Raw genomic sequence first — 21917 nt, forward strand, 5'->3', positions numbered from 1 at the left:
GAACCGTTTACTCGTGAATTTGCCCCTTTTACTCGTGAGTTTGGTGCGTTTACTCGTGAGTTTGCGCCGTTTACTCGTATGTTTGGTGCTTTTACTCGTGAATTCGCCCCTTTTACTCGTGAATTTGGTGCTTTTACTCGTGAGTTTGCGCCTTACTCGTATGTTTGGTGCATTTACTAAATTTGCGCTTTACTCGTGAATTCACGCCGTTTACTCGTGAGTTTGGTGCATTTACTCGTAAGTTGCGATTTAGTCGTGAATTCGTGCTGTTTTCTGTGAGATGCATTTACTCTTTATAAGGTCAAAAAAGGACGCCATAATTGGCGTCCTACTCCTTCATTTTTTTACATGTTTTTTTAATACATACCCAATTGGGCTTCCCTTTTTCACTTTATACCATTCATCTTGTTGAGCCAGAATCGTTACAGATTGGTCCCTGTATAGGTTCCCGACTGTTTCAGAAGATTCATTTCTACTTTCTTTAATAGATAATTCGCTTGCTGTCACTATTCCCGTCGTCTTCCTAATCGAGATTTTCGTTGAAAAGGTTTTCTGATTTTCACTCTCATCCTTAGCGGAGATTTTCACCATAAATATCCCGTTGGACATATTTTTGAAATCCCAGGTTGCCGATTGCCTGCCTTTATTGAACTGCCTTTCAGAAAGTATGCCGACAACCTTTCCTTTACTGTTTCTGATTTCCACGGTTACATTAGCGTTTTCATTAATTGTATACGTTATGTTCGCTTTCTCGGTACTGTAATCACCCGATGTGTTGACATCGGTGATTTTCGGTGCCGACGTATCTCTGCTGATCTTTAGCGCCATTGTTGCCAAACCTTCATTCCCGCCCCGGTCCATTGCTGATATTTCTGCTTCATATGTACCGTTACTTACATTTTTTGTGTTCCAGATTGCTGAATGGGTACCCTTTTTCATTGTTTGATCACGGACTGGGGTAGCTATGGCTTTACCTTTACTATCTTTAATCATGAGCGTTACCACAGCATCTTCTTTTAGGGAGTATGTGATTCCAACCTCATCATTTAAATGATCCGTCTTCGCTTTCAAGTTTACTGAATTCGGTTCCGCCTTTACGACAAGATCCGTTTTAGATCCAGCACCTGGTCCATATTCCTTTTCTATAGTTGTGTCAGGATAATAAAACCCCAAAATATCTTGATATGATTGTCCTGCTTCCGCTCTGTTTTTCGCTCCAAACTGACTTAGCCCGACCCCATGCCCATATCCTGATCCTTCGATAGTAATTTTGGAAGAATCGGAAGAAGAATGGTCAACCAGATAGCTTTTCATCACTTCTTGCCCCACCATGCCCCTGATTTTGGAAGCCGCTACATTTGTAAGCTTAACCGTTTGCTGCAAAAGTTTTCCCCTGTCATCAACGAGATCCCTTACATAGAAATTCAGTTGGATGGAGCCTTTCGTAACACGGCCTCCCGTTTTTTCATCTGTAAATGTTAACAAGGGAATCTCCGTTATTTTAATATCTTTCTTCGCATATCCATTATTCTTCAGCCAAGCCTTCAGCTTCGGCACAACCGTTTTATCTTTTTCCTCTACACTTGTCCACCATTCTTCCGGTTTGGATAAGTCTATTTTTGACAGGTCGATTTGCTGCTTGTCCAGCGTTATCGCCCAATTGGTTTTCGGATCATATAAATCTTCTTTTATAGATAAATATGCAAGGGGGTTCCCACTTGACCAAACATTTGAATTCGATTCGGTCATTCCTCCATTGCTTGAGGAAAAGAACGCTTCGATTATTTCGCCATCATGTTTGATTACCATGCCCTTTGTCTGTACAATGGCTGAATTAGTTCGATAGTGGCCGGCAGCCCCGCCATATACTTGGTAAGAAACCGTGTCATCAATTATTGTCGATTGATGGCGAAGTGCATAAGTCCGGGCGGCAATCGCCTGTGCTTTTAAGGCTTCGGCATGCCATAGTGCGGGCATCTCCAGCGGGACAACGCCCTTTAGATAATCTTCAATGTAAACAGTATTGATTGGCCTGATGTAACCGTCCTCCGCTTTAAATGAAAATGAACCTTGATACGGACGGCCGTTTATGGACAATGAAGCATCAGGTTTAACTGGCATTACCTTAAGGGAAGCATAAGACCCCGTTTTCATAGAACCTTTGTAAACGGCAAGTTTAGCCGACTCCACTTTCAAAGCCAGCTTTTCACCAGCCTTGATGAATATCTCTCCCCCTGAAGTACGGTAGTCCGCTGTTGCCGTTATTTTAACGCTTGTTCTATTCCCCAAATAATTCTTCAGTTTCACTTCCATCGTTGTTTTCTCTTCCGCTGCCGTTTCTTCATGAGAAGGAAATGTAAAAAAAATGATAAAGCAAGCGATAAACAGATACTTTAAACTTCTCATTCCTTTTCATCCTCATTCCTTTTCTATTTATCTTTCAAAGATTTTTGAATTAATCCTGTTGAATCCATTGGCATGAGAAAACATAACGGCCTGGATGAGGTCACTGCTGCAGAAATCATGATTTCAGGACATTGGGATCGCGGGTTTACTTGTAGGTTACTGAACTCTCTTTTTACATTCTGTATGTACGACTCATTATCCTTCTCTTCCAGCTTTATTGACGTAACAAATTGGAATCCATCATGTGTAAGAAAATAAAAACAGGACATGGAAGAATCCATATCCTGCTTTCTGACCCATTTCTGATGTAGTGACTTTTTTCTTTACTTCAAATACTTCTTCAACACCGGTTTCATATAATCGACAACGACATGGCTGCCGCCTCTTCCTTTTACATCTTCAATCATCCATGCCATCAGAAGTTCCGGGTCTTCTGTGTCCATGGCAACAAACCAGCCATTTTCTGTTCCGTCAGCATTTTTGGATGCCTTGATTTCAGCAGTTCCCGTTTTGGCAGCGATTTTGATGCCAAGATCATTTATTCCATGTCCACTTCCCTTAGGATGTTCCACTACTTGTGTCAGCATCTTGGTGACCTGATTTGCTTGGTCTGCTGATATCGCATTTTCTTTCCATATTTTCTTTTCTATTTTATCTCCAGTTATTAACGAAGGTGCCAGGATGTTTCCTTCATTCAAGAAGGCTGAATAGGTCATGGCGAGATGGAGCGTGCTCATTTGGACTTGCGCCTGACCATATCCAGCGTCTGCCAAGCGTCCCTCACTGTCGACCTTACCGATGCTCGATGCTTTGATCGGATAATCGTAATTCAAAGACTCATCAAATCCGAATGCCTTGAGTCCATTTGTGAATTTTTCCTTTCCTAGCCCCAAAGCTTTTTGGGCAAAGTAAATATTGTCTGAATAAATTAATGCCTTTTCCATATCGATTGGAACACCGGGGTCCGAAACCCTTGTAATGGAATGATCTTTCCATGTCGATTTGGCCCACGTTTTCCCTTGGATATTGATCGACTCTTTCGGATCCACACCATTTTTCAAAGCGATTGCCGCAGTGATGGCCTTAATGGTTGAACCAGGTGCAAACGTCGAACTGAAGCGGTTCAAAAGTGGTTTTTTCGGGTCTTCTTCAAGCGCTTTTTGTTCCGCTTTTGTTATCCCGAATATATATTTATTAGGATCGAATGACGGACTTGAAACAAGTGCAAGCGTTTCGCCTGTCTTCGGATCAAGTGCGGATGCCGATCCTGCTTCGTTCTTATATTGCTCGAAGATATCCTTTTGAAGCTCGGCGTCGATGGTCAATGTAATTGTTTCTCCCTCTTCAGCGGGCTTTTCAGCAATCACCTTTTCTTCGCCATCTTCTGTTTTAATAAAGATTTTACCGCCAGGTTCACCTTTAAGCCGAGGTTCCAACACTTGCTCAAGACCTCGCTTGCCAATAACGTCACTTGCGGTATAACCTTTTCCTTTCAATTTCTCCAGATCTTCGGCCGATGCCTCACCGACATATCCAATTAGATGGGCTGCTGACTCCTTATATGGATATATACGTTCTTCCGTATTATTGACAGATACACCAGCAATGCTCAATAGCTTTTCCAAGGTTGCCGTATTATCATTTGACATTTTCTTGATGGGCACAAAATAACTTGGCTTTACCCATGATTGTTTTAATTTCTGATTCACTTCGTCGGTGGACATATTGAGGATTCCAGCGACTTTTTTAACCGTTTCGGATTCGTTGGCCATTTTCTCTGGCACGATTCCCACTTCTGCTACCGTTCCATTCATGGCAAGGCCGCGTTCATTTCGATCGACAATTTCCCCGCGAATGGCTGGATACGATTCAACCGATACCTTCTCTCCAGCTTCCAATTGAGGGAATATATAGCTTTCATCCCAGTTTATGTACCAATTTTCTTCCTCGCCTTCCCCTTCCTTGACAAGTGTCGCTTTATGGTCGGAGCTGACGGCACCCGCCATAGTGGACATATCAACGGTATATGAAAGGCTTACCTTTTCCCCATCTTTATGGTCTTTCTCTTCTTTTGGCTGTTTATAGTCCACCTTTAATTGGTCGGCCTCTATGCCCGTATAGATTTTTTCATAACGCTCCGCAAATTCATCCGCACTGATTTTCTTCTTTGTCTCAGGTGACAGATACTCGTACATCTTCGCAAAATCCTGTTTATTCCAAAGCTTCGTATATGCCGCAAAGCGATCTTCCGGACTTGGCCCATCCGAGCATCCGGCCAGAAACAATACGCTCATCAACAATAAGCTGGAAACTAAAGCTAGTTTCTTCATGATTTCCTCCTAAAGAATAGTTAGAATGATATACCTATAGTTTAGCAAAATATTAGGGGAATGGGGGATTTTGTATGCCGAATTTCTTCATTTTTCTAATTAACCATGTTTTTTCTAAAACAAAAGTCCTGTACATAGTGTACAGAACTTTTGTTTTAGAAAAATTAGAAGAAGGACCAGTCTGCAAAAAAGATCCGGTTGATTTCAGAAATCCGCTCCCTTTACGCCGGTCTGCCTGCCTCCTCGCCGCGGGGATCTAGCGGGTCTCGGCGAGGAGGCAGGAGAGTCGCAAATTTCTTTAACAAGAAAACCCCGCGAACGGAAAGCGACTGCCTGGAGGCAACATTCAAATTGTGCTAACCCCAAAATAACGTAGACCAACTAGATTTTCATCGAGTTGGTCTGCAGTCTGGGTCCTGAACATAATGTACTGGACTCTAAAGCATTCTTTTTTTTCGGCTTTTTTTCTCTTGCAGCCATTTTTTCAAGAAGAAAAAGCCCATGATACCCGAAATGATTAGGCCGCTTGTCGTCACCATGACAGCTACCCATTCGTATAAGGTGTAATTCATATAAGCTTTCCACGGAAACTTCCCTTTCCAATCTTCAATATATAGATTCATTCCGAATATCCCGGAGACAACCGTATAAATCGTTAGTATTTGCAAGAGATAATTACTGCTTTTCCCAGACAGTTTATCCTGATTTTGATAAAGGTAGGAAAGTGTTTCCTTCACTTCTCCATAGAGAGGCGCAATCCTGAAGGTTTCATCCGTTTTTTTGAATAACTCCTTACCGACTGCCGTACTATTGACTTCAGTAAATAAGTACTTTGCAGAAAACTCAGTGATCATGAAAATCAGCTGTTCCGTATCCGATTGATCTTTTTCCACATCTATCCGTGAATGTTCATGAGCCAATTTGAGCAGTACGATTTTATAATAAAAGAAAAGCAACACTGTATAAAAATGCTGGCCGTACATTTCTCTTGCCAGTTCCTGTTCCAGTTTACCTGTCGCTTTCGTGACACATGCGAAATGATACATGCTTGTTACATAATAGGTTTCCTTGCCCCACCTGTCATATACCCTTTCTTGATAGTACTTTTCGATATAATCAGGGTTTAATGCGCCTATATACGGCTCACCATCATTGTCATAACCGTTCAGCTCACTGATCCTGAATAAGTCATTTTTTGAAATATCACGATTCTCAGGGAATGCAGTAAAACTGATCACGTACATTCTTTCATCGATGAAGAAGGGTAAACTGCCAAAATATGTCGGGTCCGCTTGTTCTTCATCCATATATTCTTCCATTGGCGGCAATAGTTCATTGAAGATGAAATCCTTCACTTGTTCATACTGATTTTTCCTATAGCCGACTTTCGTTTTTACCTCATCATCAGCAATCGGTTCGAGGATTCGGAATGTATCGCTAAAATAGAGCACATCATCATGCGAAAGCCCTTCAGGCAAAGTGACACGAAGATTCATCATGCCAATATGAAATGGGCATATGAAGATATCTATAGAGTTGATAATAAATGGGGTATTTAGATAGGGTGATTCGAAGGTACAATCAATATCCAGTTTTTTTGTAAAACGCCGTAAGCCTTCCTTCTGTTTTGCATTACCCGGAAATAAAATCGGCTCGATGTAAGGCATGAAATACTTTTCCAGTTTACGGTGCGAAACTTTATGGCCACCATAATATTGGCTTTGTTGTTCCATATCTTTCAAATTCAAAAAAACGAAATCGTTCTCAAACAACTTTTCCACAAATTTTTCAATCTTATTTCCTTCAAGCGTAAATGGAAAAATGTACTGTTGAAAAGCTCGCTTCGTGGGATCATTCTTTACTTTCACATCCATAAAATATATCCTCCGATTAAACTGCGATGAACACAGGATTTATTCATCTTGTTTCTTATATTTACCCATGTATATACAAACAAAACGAAACATATTATAGAAATAAAGTGGACAAATTATCCAAAGAAAAAAATCCCCCAAGCACATGCTCGGGGGCCATCGAAAAGAGTTCTTCAACCCTCTTCACTTTAGGGTACTAGAAACTGATGTTTCTAATGAAAAATCCGATATTCGGACCATTTTAGCATTTATTTTATGTAAGATAAAACACGGAATTCCTCCATATTTGGGCTTTACCTCTTATTATCATCCAATAAACCCTTATATGCAGGAATTCACAGAAGAAAATATAACTATAGGAATAATCCCAAGATCTTTTTGTTCATCACTTTATATTAAAATCACGTTTTAACTAAGAAAAAGTGGGTAAATAAAAAAGCAAAGGAGAGACAGCATGAAAACCGATAGCTATAAACAACACTTTAAATTTTTTGAAAGAACAAATAACGCTAAACCAAGTGAACGGAAACAAATGAGCGATTTCATCAAAAAGAAAATGAATGCTCAAAACAGTCATTTAAATGGTAAAAACTCATAACATATGGGATGTCATGAGTTTTTATCGTTTAAAATGCGATTTCATTTCCCTGAAGGTTGTGCTTCACACATTTCTTGATACCGATTACATTCAAAAAATGTTGAATTTTCTTCATCGAGGTCGCCTGATATTCATCTACAATGGAAAACTCTTTAAGATAAGCGATTTTTTCTTGTACATCTGTATCTATATGATCTTGGCTGGATTCTTTTTCATCTGATTTTTTGCATGTGTACACCACAGCTTCACCAATTCTCCTGGTTGCCTTATCAAAATAAAAAGAAAACACAATGGCACATTCATCATCGTAAAAAGAGGGTTGAACTTTCATATTAATATCAATCATTAACCTTACACCTCTCTCCGTTTTGTTATTTATACTATAACAAAATCATTAAAAGGAAATAGGCGTTACAAACTACGCTCACGTTTCTTCCACACCTACCAAATGGACCTTACACTCCCCATTCATAGCTAATTATAACTACAGGAATATGCGCAAAAGAATATTCATTTAATATTAATAAAAAAACATCTTCAATTGAAGATGCTTGAATGATTAATAGGAAGCTTCATTTACTTATTTATATAAACCTGGAAGTTCTGCGTAAAGGCCTGGTAATTCGCTTGGGACAATAACGAAAGCAGCGATGATAAGAAAAGATACGACTAATGCTTTAGTACTTTTTTTCATAGGTCATTCCTCCTTTTCTTCTAAAAAAATATTGGTTAAAATAGAAAAAAATTCTATAGTTATATTTAACCACAATTCTTAAAACCATATATTTCGACTAAAGAATCTATTTAAACCGTTCAGGACCTGTACATACCGCTTTCACCGATTTTTCATAACAAAATATAACTCTAGGCATATTTTAAGGAGAATCAAAATGGATTTTTTTGCAGTTGGACAAAAGATCAAAGAGCTACGTAAACAAATCGGGCTTTCCCAGGAAGAGTTGGCAACCGGTATTTGTACACAAGCACAGATCAGTAAGATTGAAAAGGGCGATGTCTATCCATATGCATCCACTCTCTACTTAATTTCCCAACGTTTAGGCGTTGATGTGAACTATTTTTTCGATATTGGAATGACCCCTAGGCTGGATTACGTGGAGGAAGTGATTTATCAATTAAAAATAGCCAGAAGAACCCGAAATTATGAGGAAATGCAGCAAATTGTGAAGGCTGAGGAAAACAGTCCCCTCTTTCTTCAGAATAAAAAGAATCATCAATTGATTCTTTGGCACAAGGGAATATACGAATATGAAAAAAATAAAGATTTAGATAAAGCCATAGAATTCATCAATCAGGCCATCTCCATTACTCATACGACCGATAAAATTTATTCGGAACGGGAGCTTGAAATCTTAAGCAGTCTTGGTGTAATGTATGTTGCCGAAGAACAGTACGAAAATGCATTTGCCTTGTTAAGGAAAGCTTTAGATCACTTGAAAGCCCTGCCCTTTTTGACGGATAAAACGCTAAAGACGCGCCTATCCTATAATTTTGGTAGAGTGTTAACACGCCTGGGCCGATACGAAGATTCCATTGCTTGCTGTCAAGATGCCATAAAGTGGTGCCTCGAACATGACCAATTATATGCTTTAGCAGATTTACATTACCATTTAGGTTACAATTTTGAACTCGTAGGTAACTTCGAAGAGGCAAAGGAGTACTTGGAAAAATCTGCGTTTCTATTCAACTTACAAAAAAACCATACCTTTGTTTCATTCATCAACAAAAAGCTGGACAGTTGGAAGAACGGATTGAAAATAAACTAATTCCATATTTTATAGCCATTCCCCACGGGAATGGCTCCAGATTGTAGACAAACCCGATGCAAATTGAGTTTGTCTACAATTTTTTAAGGTTTGTATTTGAATATTGCCTCCAGGCACTCTCTTTCCGCAGGAGTCCTGCACACCTGTTCCAATCTACTTTGTATTAACTTTTTATATAGAACCCCATTTGTCTACAAACTGAGTCATTCACCGGGAGTATATAAAATCTCACACTCATCTTTTCCAAAACCTCTAATCTACATTTTAAATTCCAAGCCAAAATGAAGTATAATAAAGAGATGCTTCAAAAAAGCAATTTAAAAAAAGGTTCCTGCCCTCATCACTTGGTTTTGTGAAGCGTGATGAGGATGAAGGATTTGAGGCATGTTAACGTGATTGCCAGTTATTCCTGTTTATATCCGAACCGCTTATATTCAAGGGGATTTTTGACGATATTGACTTTTACAGGGTTTTTATAAATATACGGCTAGAAGCAGTGATGGTTTGTTCGGTTACATGGATTAGAACGGACAAAGAACGGCCATAATCCAGCATTTGAGTTCGGGATGTAACATTTGCACGGCCCAAGAATGTAAATCCTCGGTAAACCGGGGCAGGATTACGATAAGTTAAAAAACTGATGATTCATGATCAGACAAAAATATAATTTTGTTAAACAGGGCTTGTCCCTGAAGGAGGAGAGTATGGAGCGGGAGTTGTTGTTAGTTGGGGAGCGGCTGGCGGAATTTTTGGAGGCCGGGGATCCGGAAGATTCGGATGTGGTGAATCAAGGGCTCCAGTTATACCGTCAGGGGCTCGTTGATATTAAAGAAGAAGCGGTGGATACGATTGTGGCAGAGGTACAGGATGAGACACGCTTTAAGGCCAGGCTGAATCTGCTCTTCCCTCAGGATGGAAGCTGTACATGTGATTCAAGGTTCATTTGCCGGCATCAAATGGCCGTTTTCTTTTCAGCGTATTCAGAACACGCTAGTGTTTCCGAATGGCTGAGCGAATGGAAAGCACCAAAAAACACCTCTACCGCCCAAGCACTGCAGCAAGTGAAACGGGCAAGTGAATTACTGAAACAGGCGGCGGAGAAACCCATCACCTTAGATAAAAGCTATCCATCATGGAAGCAATTCGTGAATGATGCCTTTGCGGAACATGTTGAGCCTCATATAGGCGAGCCTACGTATATGGTTGAAAATCATATACAAACTTACTTTAAACGCCTAAGCTCAAAAGCTCCAATGGAAAGGGAATGGAAATTGCTTTATCATTTCGTTACGCAATTTTGCACGATGCAGCAGACACTGAGAATGATTCAGCTGCATAAAAGTGAGACGCAAACGATCAGGGTCTTTTATGCACTTGCCGTCGACCTGGCAGAAGAGCTGCATGAAACGGTACAGCCGCTTAGCCGGCAAGCGAGGCCCTTCGCCTTTGATCCCTTCGTTTTCAGCATCAAGGAAGATGTAGCTAAACTACTCGATGGAGGAGAAGGTCTTGAATACGAAAAGGTCGACCTCTACCGGGAGATATGGAGCTACTTATTCTCCAACTCCTCATGGCGTAAAGAGGAACTGGAACGAATCAATAATGAACTTCCCGAGAAGTATATGGGCACCACTGAGAGAACGTCCTATTCCCTTGCGGCCATTCACCTATCCCTTTTGGAGAATCATGATAAACAAGCGATCGAGCTTCTTCAGGAATTGAAGAAGGAAGCCTGTCCATACATTTTTTATTGGCTGAATCTCCTGGCTGAATCTGACAACCGGTCACGGGCCATCCCTTTCATTGAATTCATCAATCATAATGTCCAGGAGTTCCTTGCCGGTTTGTCCGATTATTATAAGCGGGTAGATTTCGTCCGGACATTTACGACATTAATTAACAGTTGCTGTTATAAATTAAAACGGACAGATTTGCTTGAGAAATTTTACAGGGCCACCCTTCCGCACAGCTATTGGAACTATGCAAATTTCCTTTTTGAACAAGGACAATATAAAAAATGGGTGGAGATGCATATTTACTCAGAAATCAGCATTGACTTAATCAGCAGTGAATCCATCAAAGAAGTGGTCTCAAAAGAACCGGAACTAATCCTGCCCCTTTATTATCATGCAGTCCAGGAAAAAGTATCTTTGAAAAATCGGCCTGCTTATAAGCAAGCTGTCCGTTATTTGAAAAGGATGCGCACCATCTATAAAAAGAGCAAAAAGGAAGACGTATTCGAACGTTATATACTTTATGTAGCAGATTCGACTAAACGGCTTCGCGCTTTCCAAGAAGAACTAAAAAGGGGTAAGCTTATCGATGTTTAATCCAGGGAAATTAAAAATCAAAATAGCGGCTCTCGAAAACGGAACTTACGCCCTTGGCGTCGTCAATGAAGAGAATACCTTCCTCACTACGAATTATATACGAAGACTGTTATTCAACTGGGATGACACAAGCTTTTATGGTACGAAAATGACTACGGATATAGTGGATGGAAATCAAGTATTCATTCTTGATGCTTGGGGACTTCTCAACTTTTTTGCGAGGGAAAGCTTTAACTCCTTCATAGAATGGGAATGGTCCGAGATATCCTCCCTTTGCCTGTCAGCAGCGCCCGTTCTTCATGAATCCATTGAAGCGGGAATCCCTGTACCGGATTTCACTAATCTTCAGTTGGATTCCGTCGGCTGGAAGCTTCCGGAAGAAGTGGAAGAGGAATTCGTCCCTTCTTTTTGGGAAGAAGAAATATCTTTGGATCTCCCTTCACCTGAACTGGAAACAAATCGTACTTTCATCGAAAAGTGGTATAACGGTGCCGCTAATATGTATTTAAAAAAATATTCACCCATGCAGCATAAATGGAGTGAAGCCGTCGGGGCATTAAAGGATACACGACTTTCTCCCGAAGAATTGCAGGCCTTTTTTGACAAAGACAGCTGGCAGGAATGGCTCGGTGTCCAGCCCGATCCCAAACCATTCACTATAGGTCTCCGTTTAACTGAGCCTCCTGATGGCAATGGGCCTTGGATACTCGATGTTACCCTTCGCTCTAAAAGGGATGAGAATATCATTGAAACATATACAGGAAAAAAACTGCCGCGCGGCTGGAATAAGTATGCAAGTGAAGTGGTGCGTGCTACAAAACGCTGGCAGCTCGTCGTGCCATGGCTTGGGGAGAATGGCCGTCTGAAAAGGGAGATTTCAGAAACGGATGCTTGGGAGTTCTTGACCGATGCAAGCGAAAAACTCCTGTTTCTTGGCGTCGAAATTCTCCTTCCATCGTGGTGGCTTGCCTTGAAGGAGTCCTCATTGAAGGTCAAGGCGAAAGTGAAGAGCCAATCGAACCGTGGCCCTTCTTATGTCGGGTTAAAAGCTTTAATGGACTTTGATTGGCGATTCTCATTAAATGGCAAGGAGCTCACTGAGGCGGAGTTCGAGGAGCTCGTCAATGAAAAAAGGCGGCTTGTCTTCATCCGCGGCCAATGGGTCAAGCTTGACCCTGCTTTCATTAAGCAAATTCAGGATCTGATGGAAACAGCTAATGAAAAAGGAATCCAACTTACTGACTTGCTGCAGCAGGAACTGTTGAATGGCGTAAATGAAGATGGCGATATCGATTCTGAAAACGACGATATGCTTCGGATTCAATTTGAATTGAACCAGGAGCTCCGTAAAATGGTGGGAAGACTCCGGGAAACCAAAAATATATCCATCCTGCCCGTCCCTAATGCACTTCAAGGTGATTTACGCCCCTACCAAAAACTGGGCATGAGCTGGCTCCTTTTTTTAAGGGAGCATGGTTTTGGTGCCTGTCTAGCCGACGACATGGGACTTGGAAAAACCGTCCAGATGATTGCCTACCTACTTCATGTGAAAGGCAAAGAAGGAGCCGGTAAAGAGCTGCCCACTGCCCTCAGGGACGAACAAAAGAGTGAACCGATCATCGTCGAAGAGGAAAGTAACGTTGAGAGCAGTGATGAGGCTGAGGTCATTACCTCTGCCCCGGAATCCGTCTCTGTACAATCAGCGCTCATCGTCTGCCCGACATCGGTCCTAGGCAACTGGCAAAAGGAATTGGAAAAATTCGCACCATCACTTAAAGTTCACCTTCATTACGGATCGAATCGTGCTAAAGGTGAAGCATTTACTAAACTGGCAGCAGATCATGATATTGTCTTAACATCATATGGCCTGACTCACCAAGATGTGGCTGAACTGGCCTCCATCCATTGGAGCAGCGTAATCCTTGATGAAGCACAAAACATCAAGAATGCCCAAACGAAGCAATCCAAAGCGGTACGCAAGCTAAATGGCAGACATCATATCGCCTTATCGGGTACGCCGATGGAAAACCGTTTAAGTGAGCTATGGGCGATTTTCGACTTCATCAATAAAGGTTATCTCGGAACGCTAGGTCAGTTTCAGGAAAAATATGTGGCGACCATCGAGCGTGATGAACAGAAGGATAAAATCAAGGAATTGCAGCGTTTGATACAGCCATTTTTGCTTCGCCGTACTAAGCGCGATAAAGAAGTCGCTCTTAATCTTCCGGATAAGCAAGAACAAAAGGAATTCGTACCGCTTACCACCGAGCAAGCATCGTTGTATGAACAACTGATAAAAGATACATTCACTGATATCGAACAACTGTCTGCCTTTGAAAGAAAAGGCATCATCCTTCAGATGCTGAATAAGCTCAAGCAACTTTGCAATCATCCAGCTCTTTACTTAAAAGAGACGGAAAAGGAAAACATCATGAAGGCGCCTAACCGATCAGGCAAACTCGAGAAGCTGACCGAGCTTATCGATGCTGTCCGAGAACAGGAGGAAAGCTGTCTCATTTTCACACAATATATCGGGATGGGCAATATGATTAAAGAATTGCTGGAAAAACGATATGGCTTTGAAGTGCCATTCCTGAACGGGAGTGCGAACAAGAAGCAGCGTGATGAAATGATCACCCGATTCCAAGATGGGGAATTCCCTATTTTCATACTCTCTTTGAAAGCAGGCGGCACTGGTCTTAATCTTACAGAAGCAAACCACGTGATTCACTATGACCGCTGGTGGAACCCAGCTGTTGAAAATCAAGCCACCGACCGTGCTTACCGAATTGGGCAACAGCGTTTCGTTCACGTTCATAAGCTAATCTGCACAGGGACCCTGGAAGAAAAAATCGACCAGATGCTTGATAAAAAGCAAGCCCTGAACGACGAGATCATCAGCAGTGACAACTGGATCACCGAACTTTCCACAGAGGAAATCAAGGACTTGGTTGCTCTTCAATAGCCCGCTCTCACGATATGAAGATGAATGAGTGCAGGTTGTTAACTTATAAGGAAAAAAAGGGGGAATGCATATTCGATATGCATTCCCCTTTTTTATACATAAGCGTCCTGTAACTTTCTTGAATACCTGGCATAGCCAGGTCCGATTACAGATGAATTTTTATCTGATTAAAAAATTGATTTAACCATATAAAGAGCTGTGATCCAGATGATGATTGCAGAAATTTTATTTAATATACCAAGGAATTTTCCAGATGTATCAACCTTTTTCAGCAATCGTCCCGCAAAACATAATCCATGGAACCAGCACCATGACACAAAGATGCACGTTACGGTGAAAATCATTTTATCTTTTCCTGAATAAACAAGTGAGCTCGAACCGATTACACCTATCGTATCCAAGATTGCATGTGGGTAATGATACGGATAGAGCAAATACAATTTGTTTTTTGGTGGACATCTGCATAGATTGGGCACCTGACTGCGAGTTCGATTTGGCAAACCAAATCTGAAAACCCATATACAATAAAAATATAACTCCGATTATGATTAATGTAAGGCGCAACCAATCATATTGCATGACAATCAACGAAACACCTAATATAGCTAACAGAATGAGCACTGTATCACAAATGGCAGCTGTAATCGTTGCTGGCAATGCTTTTTTTATGGTAGGTTGGATTGCTCCTTGATTAAAAATGAATACATTTTGCACTCCCAATGGAAGTATCAGCCCTAATGCCAATAATAATCCATGAAAAAATGGTCCCATGCGAATACCCCCTCCCCTCATATTCAGTATAATTAAAAATACAAACGAATGTACCATCCAATTGGTTGGTTTTCAAACCAACCAATCTGTAATGAATATAGAACATGAAAGGAGTGGTTTTCGTATGTTTATCGAATGGAGACCAAACCGAACTTCCAACCAATCACTTCACCTGCAAATAGTAGATTGGATCAAACAACAAATTACCCGAGGAGAATGGCCAGTAGGTACTAAGCTTCCATCACAACGCTCATTGTCCGATTCTTTTGGCGTAAACCGAAGTACCATCATCACCGCCATCGATGAGTTGATTGCAGTAGGATTATTGGAAACAAAGGTTGGGTCCGGCACATTCGTTTCGAATAACACATGGAATGTGCTCGTCTCCAGCAAACAGCCCGACTGGAATAACTATATCCTGAATGGCCTTCATGAACCTAATTTAAAAACGATTCAGGACATTAATCAGTATGAAACGGACACTTCCATCATCAGATTAGGCACAGGCGAACTATCTCCATCTCTATTGCCTGCAAAACAAATCGAAAAGACGTTGCAATCCACTTCTTTTGATGCCCATTCATTAGGTTATTCCGAACCCAAGGGTGATAGGAGGCTTCGCCATTGCATAAGTGATTATTTAGCAGCAAAAGGGATCAACGCAAGTCCCGGCTCCCTCATGATCGTTTCCGGCGGGCTTCAGGCACTCCAGTTGATTTCAGTTGGTTTACTTCAAAAGGGATCGATGATTTTACATGAATCCCCTTCCTATTTAAATTCCGTTCACCCTTTTCAATCTGCGGGTATGCATTTAGTAGGTTTATCCATACAAGGCCGGGAAAGTATCCCGGTACAAATAAAGCGCATCAACGGAAGGAAGAAAGCGTCACTTTTGTATACTGTTCCAACGTTTAACAATCCAACAAATACTACATGGACAAAAGAAGAAAGACTAAACCTCTTATCACTATGCAAAAAAGAACAGATCCCGATTATTGAAGATGACGTATATAGTGATCTATGGTTTGAAAAGGAACCGCCGCCACCTTTAAAATCCCTTGATGCAGATGGCCTTGTATTGCACATTGGCAGTATGTCAAAAACATTAAGCCCCGGATTGCGTATTGGATGGATTGCTGGCCCGGTAACTGTGATTGAACGTTTAGCGGACATAAAAATGCAAATGGATTACGGTTCCAGTGCACTTTCCCAACACCTTGTGGCAGAATGGTTAGCAAATGGTCAATATTCAAAGCATTTAGAGTGGCTAAGGCATGAGTTGATAGAACGCAGAGATTTTACATTAACTCTTCTCAATCAATATTTTAAGGGACTGGCTGAATGGCAAATACCTCAAGGGGGATTTTATATATGGTTAAAATTATGCAAGCCCATCGTGAATCCAAACCTTTTCAAGCAGGCGATAAAGGAGAACATACTTATTAATCCGGGGTACATATACGAACCAAATAACCATACACATCTACGGCTTTCATATTCATACGCCTCGGAGGAACAATTGGCTTATGGCATCCAAACCCTTTCAAGAATCATTCGGCGGTTGGTTTGACTTCTTGAAGGTTTGGAGACCATCATGTCAAAACATTAATGGAGCTGCCGTGGCAGCCCCATCCTTATTGAGTAAAGTAACTTTCGGATTACCTTTCACTGAAGTTTCATACCTTACAATTTCCTGCCTATGAAGGTTTTAATGGGTGATTTCACGGAGCTGCGGCTTTCATTTTTACGTTCCGCTCTATATGCTGGATGATGAAAAAAGAATGGTGATGGCCATGATTGATCATGATATGATCGAGGATTGCGGTAAGCGCCTCACCCTTATTCGTCCGATATGTCTCTGAAGTTTCCTCAATTATGATTTTTTCTTGGTGGGGGTCATAATTAATAGATGTTTTAGCACCTTCTTCAAAAAAAGAAAGGGTTACCTCCTGACATAGAGGAAAATCCTGATAGGGTGAATCTGAGCGGGGATTCTTTTCAAAGGGAGAATGGACGTGCTGAAGTGCATCAAAGAAACTCGGTTTTTTAAGATATGACCTATCGCTTCCTCTCCTTTCAAATTTCACTGTAATTCCAAGACTACTTACTTTATTGCTAGATTTCTTCTTAAAATTCATAGATACCCTCCTTTAATAGGTTCTTTATACCTAATTCTTTTATCGCGTCCGATATACCTGCCGGATAATGAAAATACTTCCTCACTACTAGATTTCCATATTAGCATGGTGAAAACGCAGCAAATTACTCCAAAATCCATCGAAAGAATTCATACTTAAAATCCATAATCGCAAATCCTATTACGTAAAACAGCCCTCTTCGATAAGAGGCACAAACTATAGACAAACTCGATAATAATTGATTTTGCCAACAATTTTTTTCTTTGAAAAACGTTCCTGTTGATTTCAGAAACCCGCTCCCTTTCCGCCGACTGTCTGCCAAGTCCTCGCCACAAGCGGCTGTGGGGTCTCGACTAGCCAGTTATTCGGCAGGAGTGTCGCAAATTTCTTCAATCTATTAGGGGTTTCATAAAACAATATAAAACCATAAAGAGCAAGTTTGCCAACAGTTTTTTCTTTAAAAAACGTTCCTGTTGATTTCAGAAATCCGCTCCCTTTCCGCCAACTGTCAGCCGATCCTCCTCGCCGCAAGCGCCTGCGGGGTCTCGGCTAGCCAGTTATTCGGCAGGAGTGTCGCAAATTTCTTCAATCCAATGAGGGTTTCTTTCCATATTAGAAAAAATTCATGAAGAATAAACAAGTCTTCTTTTTATAATCATGGTTCGGGGTAGTATATTCCGAACCCCAGTATGCATTTTTTTTAAAAACATTCCAGTTGATTGGAGCGGGTGTTCAAGACTACTGCGGGAAAAGCGAGTGTCCTACGTTCCAATCAACGTTCCGAATAGTACTTAACTCATAAAAAAACTGTAGGTATAAAATCAAATATGTCTACAAAAAACAGCCCTCTTCGATAAGAGGGCTGCCTTTCGTTATTTTTTTGCTTTATTGATGTTAAAGGATTTCTTCGATTCATTTCCCGCAAGATCGGTCACCTTAAATTCAATCTTGTTGTTGCCTGTTTTAAGCGGCAGCTCCAAATCCTCTATCTTCTTCTTATAGGCACGCATTTTGTATGGTTCCTTGAATTCATGATAGAATACTTCGCTTCCGTTAAGGTAAAGGCGGATTTCATCGAAATTATCTTCTACCGTCACGTCCACTTTTGGATTTTTGCCTTTGACTCCCACAATTTTCGGTACACCTTTAACTTTCAAACCTGGCTTTGTTGCATCGACCATAATCGTCCGTTTAAAGGAAACCTTGTTATCCCATTTATCTGTTGCTTTAACCGTAAAGCTTTGAACACCTTCTTCAAATTTCGTTTCATATGAGAATTCATATTTGTTATTCGTCTTGTTATACGTTACAGGTACCGTTTTATTGTCGATTTTAAATTCCTTTATTTCCGACGCTTCTTCAATTTCTCCTGTTATTTTGATTTTATTTTTATTGTTCACACTCAAAGCTTCAGGACTCTTGATCTTTACAGCTGGTGCATGATTATCGATTGGAGCTGAATCACTGGCTAATTCAGTTTCCGCCGTTTTTTCATTACCTGCATAGTCAATTGCAACAACCTGAACCTTTTCCCCTTTTACATCAGGTAGGGTGAATTGCTTCGCATTCGCCGGGAGCGGCTCTTCCATGATGGATGCCCCATCGACTTGTACATCGTAATAAGCAAGTCCTGAACCATTCAAATTATCCTTGCCTTGGATGGTTAATACATTGCCTTTTTTCGAAATCTTGACTGTTGGCTTTACCGTATCGATTTTGATAGGCATTTTAAACGTCTGCCATTTTACACCCTCGTAATCTATCATCGCTTTGATTTCAAAATAATAGACCCCATCCTTAGCGAGTTCATTATTGATTTTACCGTCCCATTTACGGGCCGGATCAAGAGTGTATGCGGTCCCTTGTCCGCCATCATAATAGTCCTTACGTACATTATTCTCTGTACGAAGTTTCCGGACTGATTTGTTTTCACCATTCAATATATTATATTCTACCTTTTTCGCATTCCTTAAGAATGATAGGACAGGCACGAAGTCATCCTGGGCACCATCGCCATTTGGGGAAATTGCAATATTTTTGCCATTGAATGTTTTCCCCGCAGGGTCATAGCCAAGATAAGTGAAATCTTCACCTGCTGTCGATACTCCTCCTGCCATGCCATAGAAGGACTCTTTATCATATTTAGTGCCATCCAGAATCGGGGCTTTGTCCCACTCCCCTTTAAATCCTACATACGGTACATTCAGTTCTGGATTCGTATCCGCTGGATCCTTCAATGAAATGAACCCTTCGACGAAATATCCGTTTGGAAAGACCTTGTCAATGTCTACAAGAGTCTGAAGGTCATCACCAAGTACCTTTGCATCGGATATGTCCACTTTCACTTCGAATGTAACCGATTTTTTTGCAGGAACGGTAATCTTATTTGTACTTTTATTATTGATTTTAATCGAAGCGTTCTTAATTTCCTGTGCTTCCAGCTCGTTAGCGGAATAACCGAGTTGTCCCTGGATTGCATAGTCTGTTTGGATATTTCCTTTTACATCATACTTAACTGCTTTATTGCTGAAGTTTTCAACCTTCAAAGTGAAGGCGAACTTATTGCCGATCTCCTTCATTGCAACCTTCGCTTCTTTCGTGAATGCCTCGGTCACGACAGCAGGTGTGGACAATGCGGAATTCAGCTGCATGACCCCGGCTCCCTGCCTGCGAGGCGAATAAGGGTTTTCCCAGTCAAAGGCTTTATTGACGACACCCTGATCCGTTAATGGTTTTGAAGTATTCATCATCAGGTTCTTCGCTAAATTTGCCCGGGCAGATCCGTCTAATTTAAATTCTTTATCCACTCTTTCAAGAACCAGCGCCGAGCCGCCGGAAACATGTGGTGCCGCCATCGAAGTACCGCTCATCATACCATATTCATCGTTGTTCAGCGTCGAATAAATTTGTCCGCCCGGAGCAGTGATTTCCGGTTTGAAATCCAGGTTCGGTGCAACTCCCCATGAACTGAATGAGCTCATTTTCCCTGCTTCTGGATTTACAGCTTTTGTTTTATCACCATTAAAGGTAATCTTCACCTTTTCTCCGTCCGTTAAGGCACTTTTCAGCATTGCACCATCCGATTTCAACATGAACAGCTGAGGAATGGTGATGCTTGGATCTGTGGCCATGGAAATATATCCGTCAGCATTATTGTAAATAATGACTCCTGTCGCTCCTGCTGCCTGGGCATTTTGCGCCTTTTCTATAAAAGAAAGCGTGCCACGCTCGATGAGGGCGAACTTGCCTTTAACATCCACTTTGGAAAGCTCCTCTGGCGTCCCAAGACCTGCAGCCACCAAGTCATGCGTTTTTTCCTTTAAAGCATTGGGATGTACGCTTGAAGCCGACATGAACGGAGCTTTTCCTGCTTGTCCGTTTATATCATAAGTCGCTGCATCCAAATCCATATAGTTATTCTCTACCGATGCCACTTGTACGGAATCGTAAGCAAGTCCAGGTGAACCTGAAACGCCAATGTCCGGGTTCGAGGCTGATGGGTTTGCAAACCCATTTCCAAAGTGTGCCGAGTTTCCTGCTGAAATCGACATGAGGATCCCATTATCAACAGCCCTGGATACCGCCTGCTGCTCCGGATCTTCTGCAGATACAAAACCTGCAGTGGAGCCAAGGCTCATATTCAACACATCCGCCCCAAGGATGATAGCATCGTCAATCGCCTTGATATATATATCGCCCCATGTTGTCTGCATGTCGGGATCATTCCCGAAGACCTTTAAAGCAAGAAGCTGGGCTTCTGGAGCAACCCCTTTAATGCCGCCATTCTCTTCATCTCCATTGGCACCAGCCGTACCTGCTACATGCATTCCATGCATGGATGCACCTTCACCAAGATCAAGGATTTCTTCATTTTCATCCATGTAATTGTATCCATAAGGAACCTTCGCCGTATAATAATTGCCTAATAGATGGTTAGATTCCTTCATCCCGCTAATTTCACTTTCAGTCAGTTCTGCCTTATTCTCATTATTCAGGACCATATCACGGTGAGATGGGTCGATTCCAGTATCGATAATCCCGACGACCATCCCTTCCCCTTTATATCCATATTCCCGCCAAGCTTCCTGGGCTTGGACTAGTTCTTTACTATAAAGCATCTCGGGTTTTTCAACAGGACGTTCATATTCATTCGCTATATGTACTTCAGCAACTTCAGGCATGGCTTCCACCTTTTTGATTTCACCATACTGAAGTTCACCGCTGAACCCATTGACGACTGTCGTAAAACTTTCAAGTTCCTTGAAAGCTATTTTTTTCTCTTTCACCTTTTTTTTCAATTTCTTCTGATTAGCTAGCTTTTCGGACTTTAATTGTTGTTTCTTATTTTTCGATAGCTGTTTAAAAAGTTTCCCTTCTTTCGAAGCTGTTTCTATTGCCGGGGCTTCCTTCATCTCTACGATGACCCTGACCTTCTCGTTGCTTTTGTATTCCTTACTCAAATCATTTTTCTTCAGCTTTATAATACTTTCCTGATTCTTCTTACCTGCACCGCCCGAACCTGTCGGGGGATCTGGGAGCTTGGCTGCGGAAACGCTTGCAGTAAATACTAATAGAAAGATTGCTAGAATGGACAAGCTACGTTTAATCAATGAACTTTCCTCCTCTAAAATAAGCAATTTTTGGAATATTCTCACTGAGTATAAAAGTATCACAACTTTTGGGGTGATTTTAAGAGGTAATAGTCACTATTTTCCTATTCC

General features: G+C 41.3%; 13 protein-coding genes and 1 pseudogene. 6 read left to right on the top strand and 8 right to left on the bottom strand.

Features of this window, described 5'->3' with window-relative positions:
• A partial coding sequence (locus tag J7E52_RS06065; RefSeq protein WP_214744145.1) for a hypothetical protein occupies positions 1-180 on the top strand: 180 nt, incomplete at its 5' end.
• Between the two features lie 156 nt (positions 181-336).
• Here the strand turns inward: J7E52_RS06065 and J7E52_RS06070 are convergent.
• From J7E52_RS06070 to J7E52_RS06080, 3 genes are all read right to left on the bottom strand, one after another.
• A complete protein-coding gene (locus tag J7E52_RS06070; RefSeq protein WP_214744146.1) occupies positions 337-2406 on the bottom strand; it encodes a SpoIID/LytB domain-containing protein in 2070 nt (689 codons plus the stop codon).
• Positions 2407-2729: 323 nt separating this feature from the next.
• Positions 2730-4736 carry a penicillin-binding transpeptidase domain-containing protein gene (locus J7E52_RS06075; protein WP_214744147.1) on the bottom strand — a complete coding sequence of 669 codons (2007 nt, stop codon included), beginning with the start codon at positions 4734-4736 and terminating at the stop codon, positions 2730-2732.
• Positions 4737-5173: 437 nt separating this feature from the next.
• The gene (locus J7E52_RS06080) at positions 5174-6610 is read right to left on the bottom strand and encodes a magnesium transporter CorA family protein (RefSeq protein WP_214744148.1); all 1437 of its coding nucleotides are present in this window, start codon (positions 6608-6610) and stop codon (positions 5174-5176) included.
• A 454-nt stretch (positions 6611-7064) separates the two neighbouring features.
• On the opposite strand from J7E52_RS06080, the gene J7E52_RS06085 reads away from it, so the two are divergent.
• Positions 7065-7208 (top strand): hypothetical protein, encoded by a 144-nt coding sequence (locus tag J7E52_RS06085; RefSeq protein ID WP_214744149.1) that lies wholly within the window; start codon positions 7065-7067, stop codon positions 7206-7208.
• Between the two features lie 28 nt (positions 7209-7236).
• On the opposite strand, the gene J7E52_RS06090 is transcribed toward J7E52_RS06085, so the two are convergent.
• Positions 7237-7554, bottom strand: a complete 318-nt coding sequence (locus J7E52_RS06090; RefSeq protein ID WP_214744151.1) for a hypothetical protein — start codon at positions 7552-7554, stop codon at positions 7237-7239.
• A 544-nt stretch (positions 7555-8098) separates the two neighbouring features.
• Between J7E52_RS06090 and J7E52_RS06095 the strand changes: the two genes are divergently transcribed.
• The 3 genes from J7E52_RS06095 (at position 8099) to J7E52_RS26810 (ending at position 14287) form a co-directional block, all read left to right on the top strand.
• Positions 8099-8992 (top strand): helix-turn-helix domain-containing protein, encoded by an 894-nt coding sequence (locus J7E52_RS06095; protein ID WP_214744153.1) that lies wholly within the window; start codon positions 8099-8101, stop codon positions 8990-8992.
• Between the two features lie 704 nt (positions 8993-9696).
• Complete coding sequence (locus J7E52_RS06100; protein WP_214744155.1) at positions 9697-11322, top strand: hypothetical protein; 1626 nt, start codon at positions 9697-9699, stop codon at positions 11320-11322.
• Entirely contained in the window at positions 11315-14287 is a 2973-nt protein-coding gene (locus J7E52_RS26810; RefSeq protein WP_286197493.1) for a DEAD/DEAH box helicase, read from the top strand. The genes J7E52_RS06100 and J7E52_RS26810 overlap by 8 nt, the downstream gene beginning before the upstream one ends.
• A gap of 167 nt (positions 14288-14454) precedes the next feature.
• Here the strand turns inward: J7E52_RS26810 and J7E52_RS06110 are convergent.
• Positions 14455-15058 (bottom strand): annotated as a pseudogene (locus J7E52_RS06110) (LysE/ArgO family amino acid transporter).
• Positions 15059-15182: 124 nt separating this feature from the next.
• Between J7E52_RS06110 and J7E52_RS06115 the strand changes: the two are divergent.
• Positions 15183-16628: an aminotransferase-like domain-containing protein gene (locus tag J7E52_RS06115; protein ID WP_214744157.1), complete on the top strand. Its 1446-nt coding sequence runs from the start codon at positions 15183-15185 to the stop codon at positions 16626-16628.
• Positions 16629-16779: 151 nt separating this feature from the next.
• Here the strand turns inward: J7E52_RS06115 and J7E52_RS06120 are convergent, their stop codons facing one another.
• The 3 genes from J7E52_RS06120 to J7E52_RS06130 form a co-directional block, all read right to left on the bottom strand.
• Positions 16780-17196 carry a hypothetical protein gene (locus tag J7E52_RS06120; RefSeq protein WP_214744159.1) on the bottom strand — a complete coding sequence of 139 codons (417 nt, stop codon included), beginning with the start codon at positions 17194-17196 and terminating at the stop codon, positions 16780-16782.
• 285 nt (positions 17197-17481) lie between these two features.
• A complete protein-coding gene (locus J7E52_RS06125; RefSeq protein WP_214744161.1) occupies positions 17482-17727 on the bottom strand; it encodes a hypothetical protein in 246 nt (81 codons plus the stop codon).
• Between the two features lie 341 nt (positions 17728-18068).
• A complete protein-coding gene (locus J7E52_RS06130) occupies positions 18069-21806 on the bottom strand; it encodes a S8 family serine peptidase (RefSeq protein ID WP_214744163.1) in 3738 nt (1245 codons plus the stop codon).
• Between the last annotated feature and the right edge of the window lie 111 nt (positions 21807-21917).

It is taken from the genome of Bacillus sp. ISL-34, assembly GCF_018613325.1.
Taxonomy (GTDB): domain Bacteria; phylum Bacillota; class Bacilli; order Bacillales; family DSM-1321; genus Peribacillus.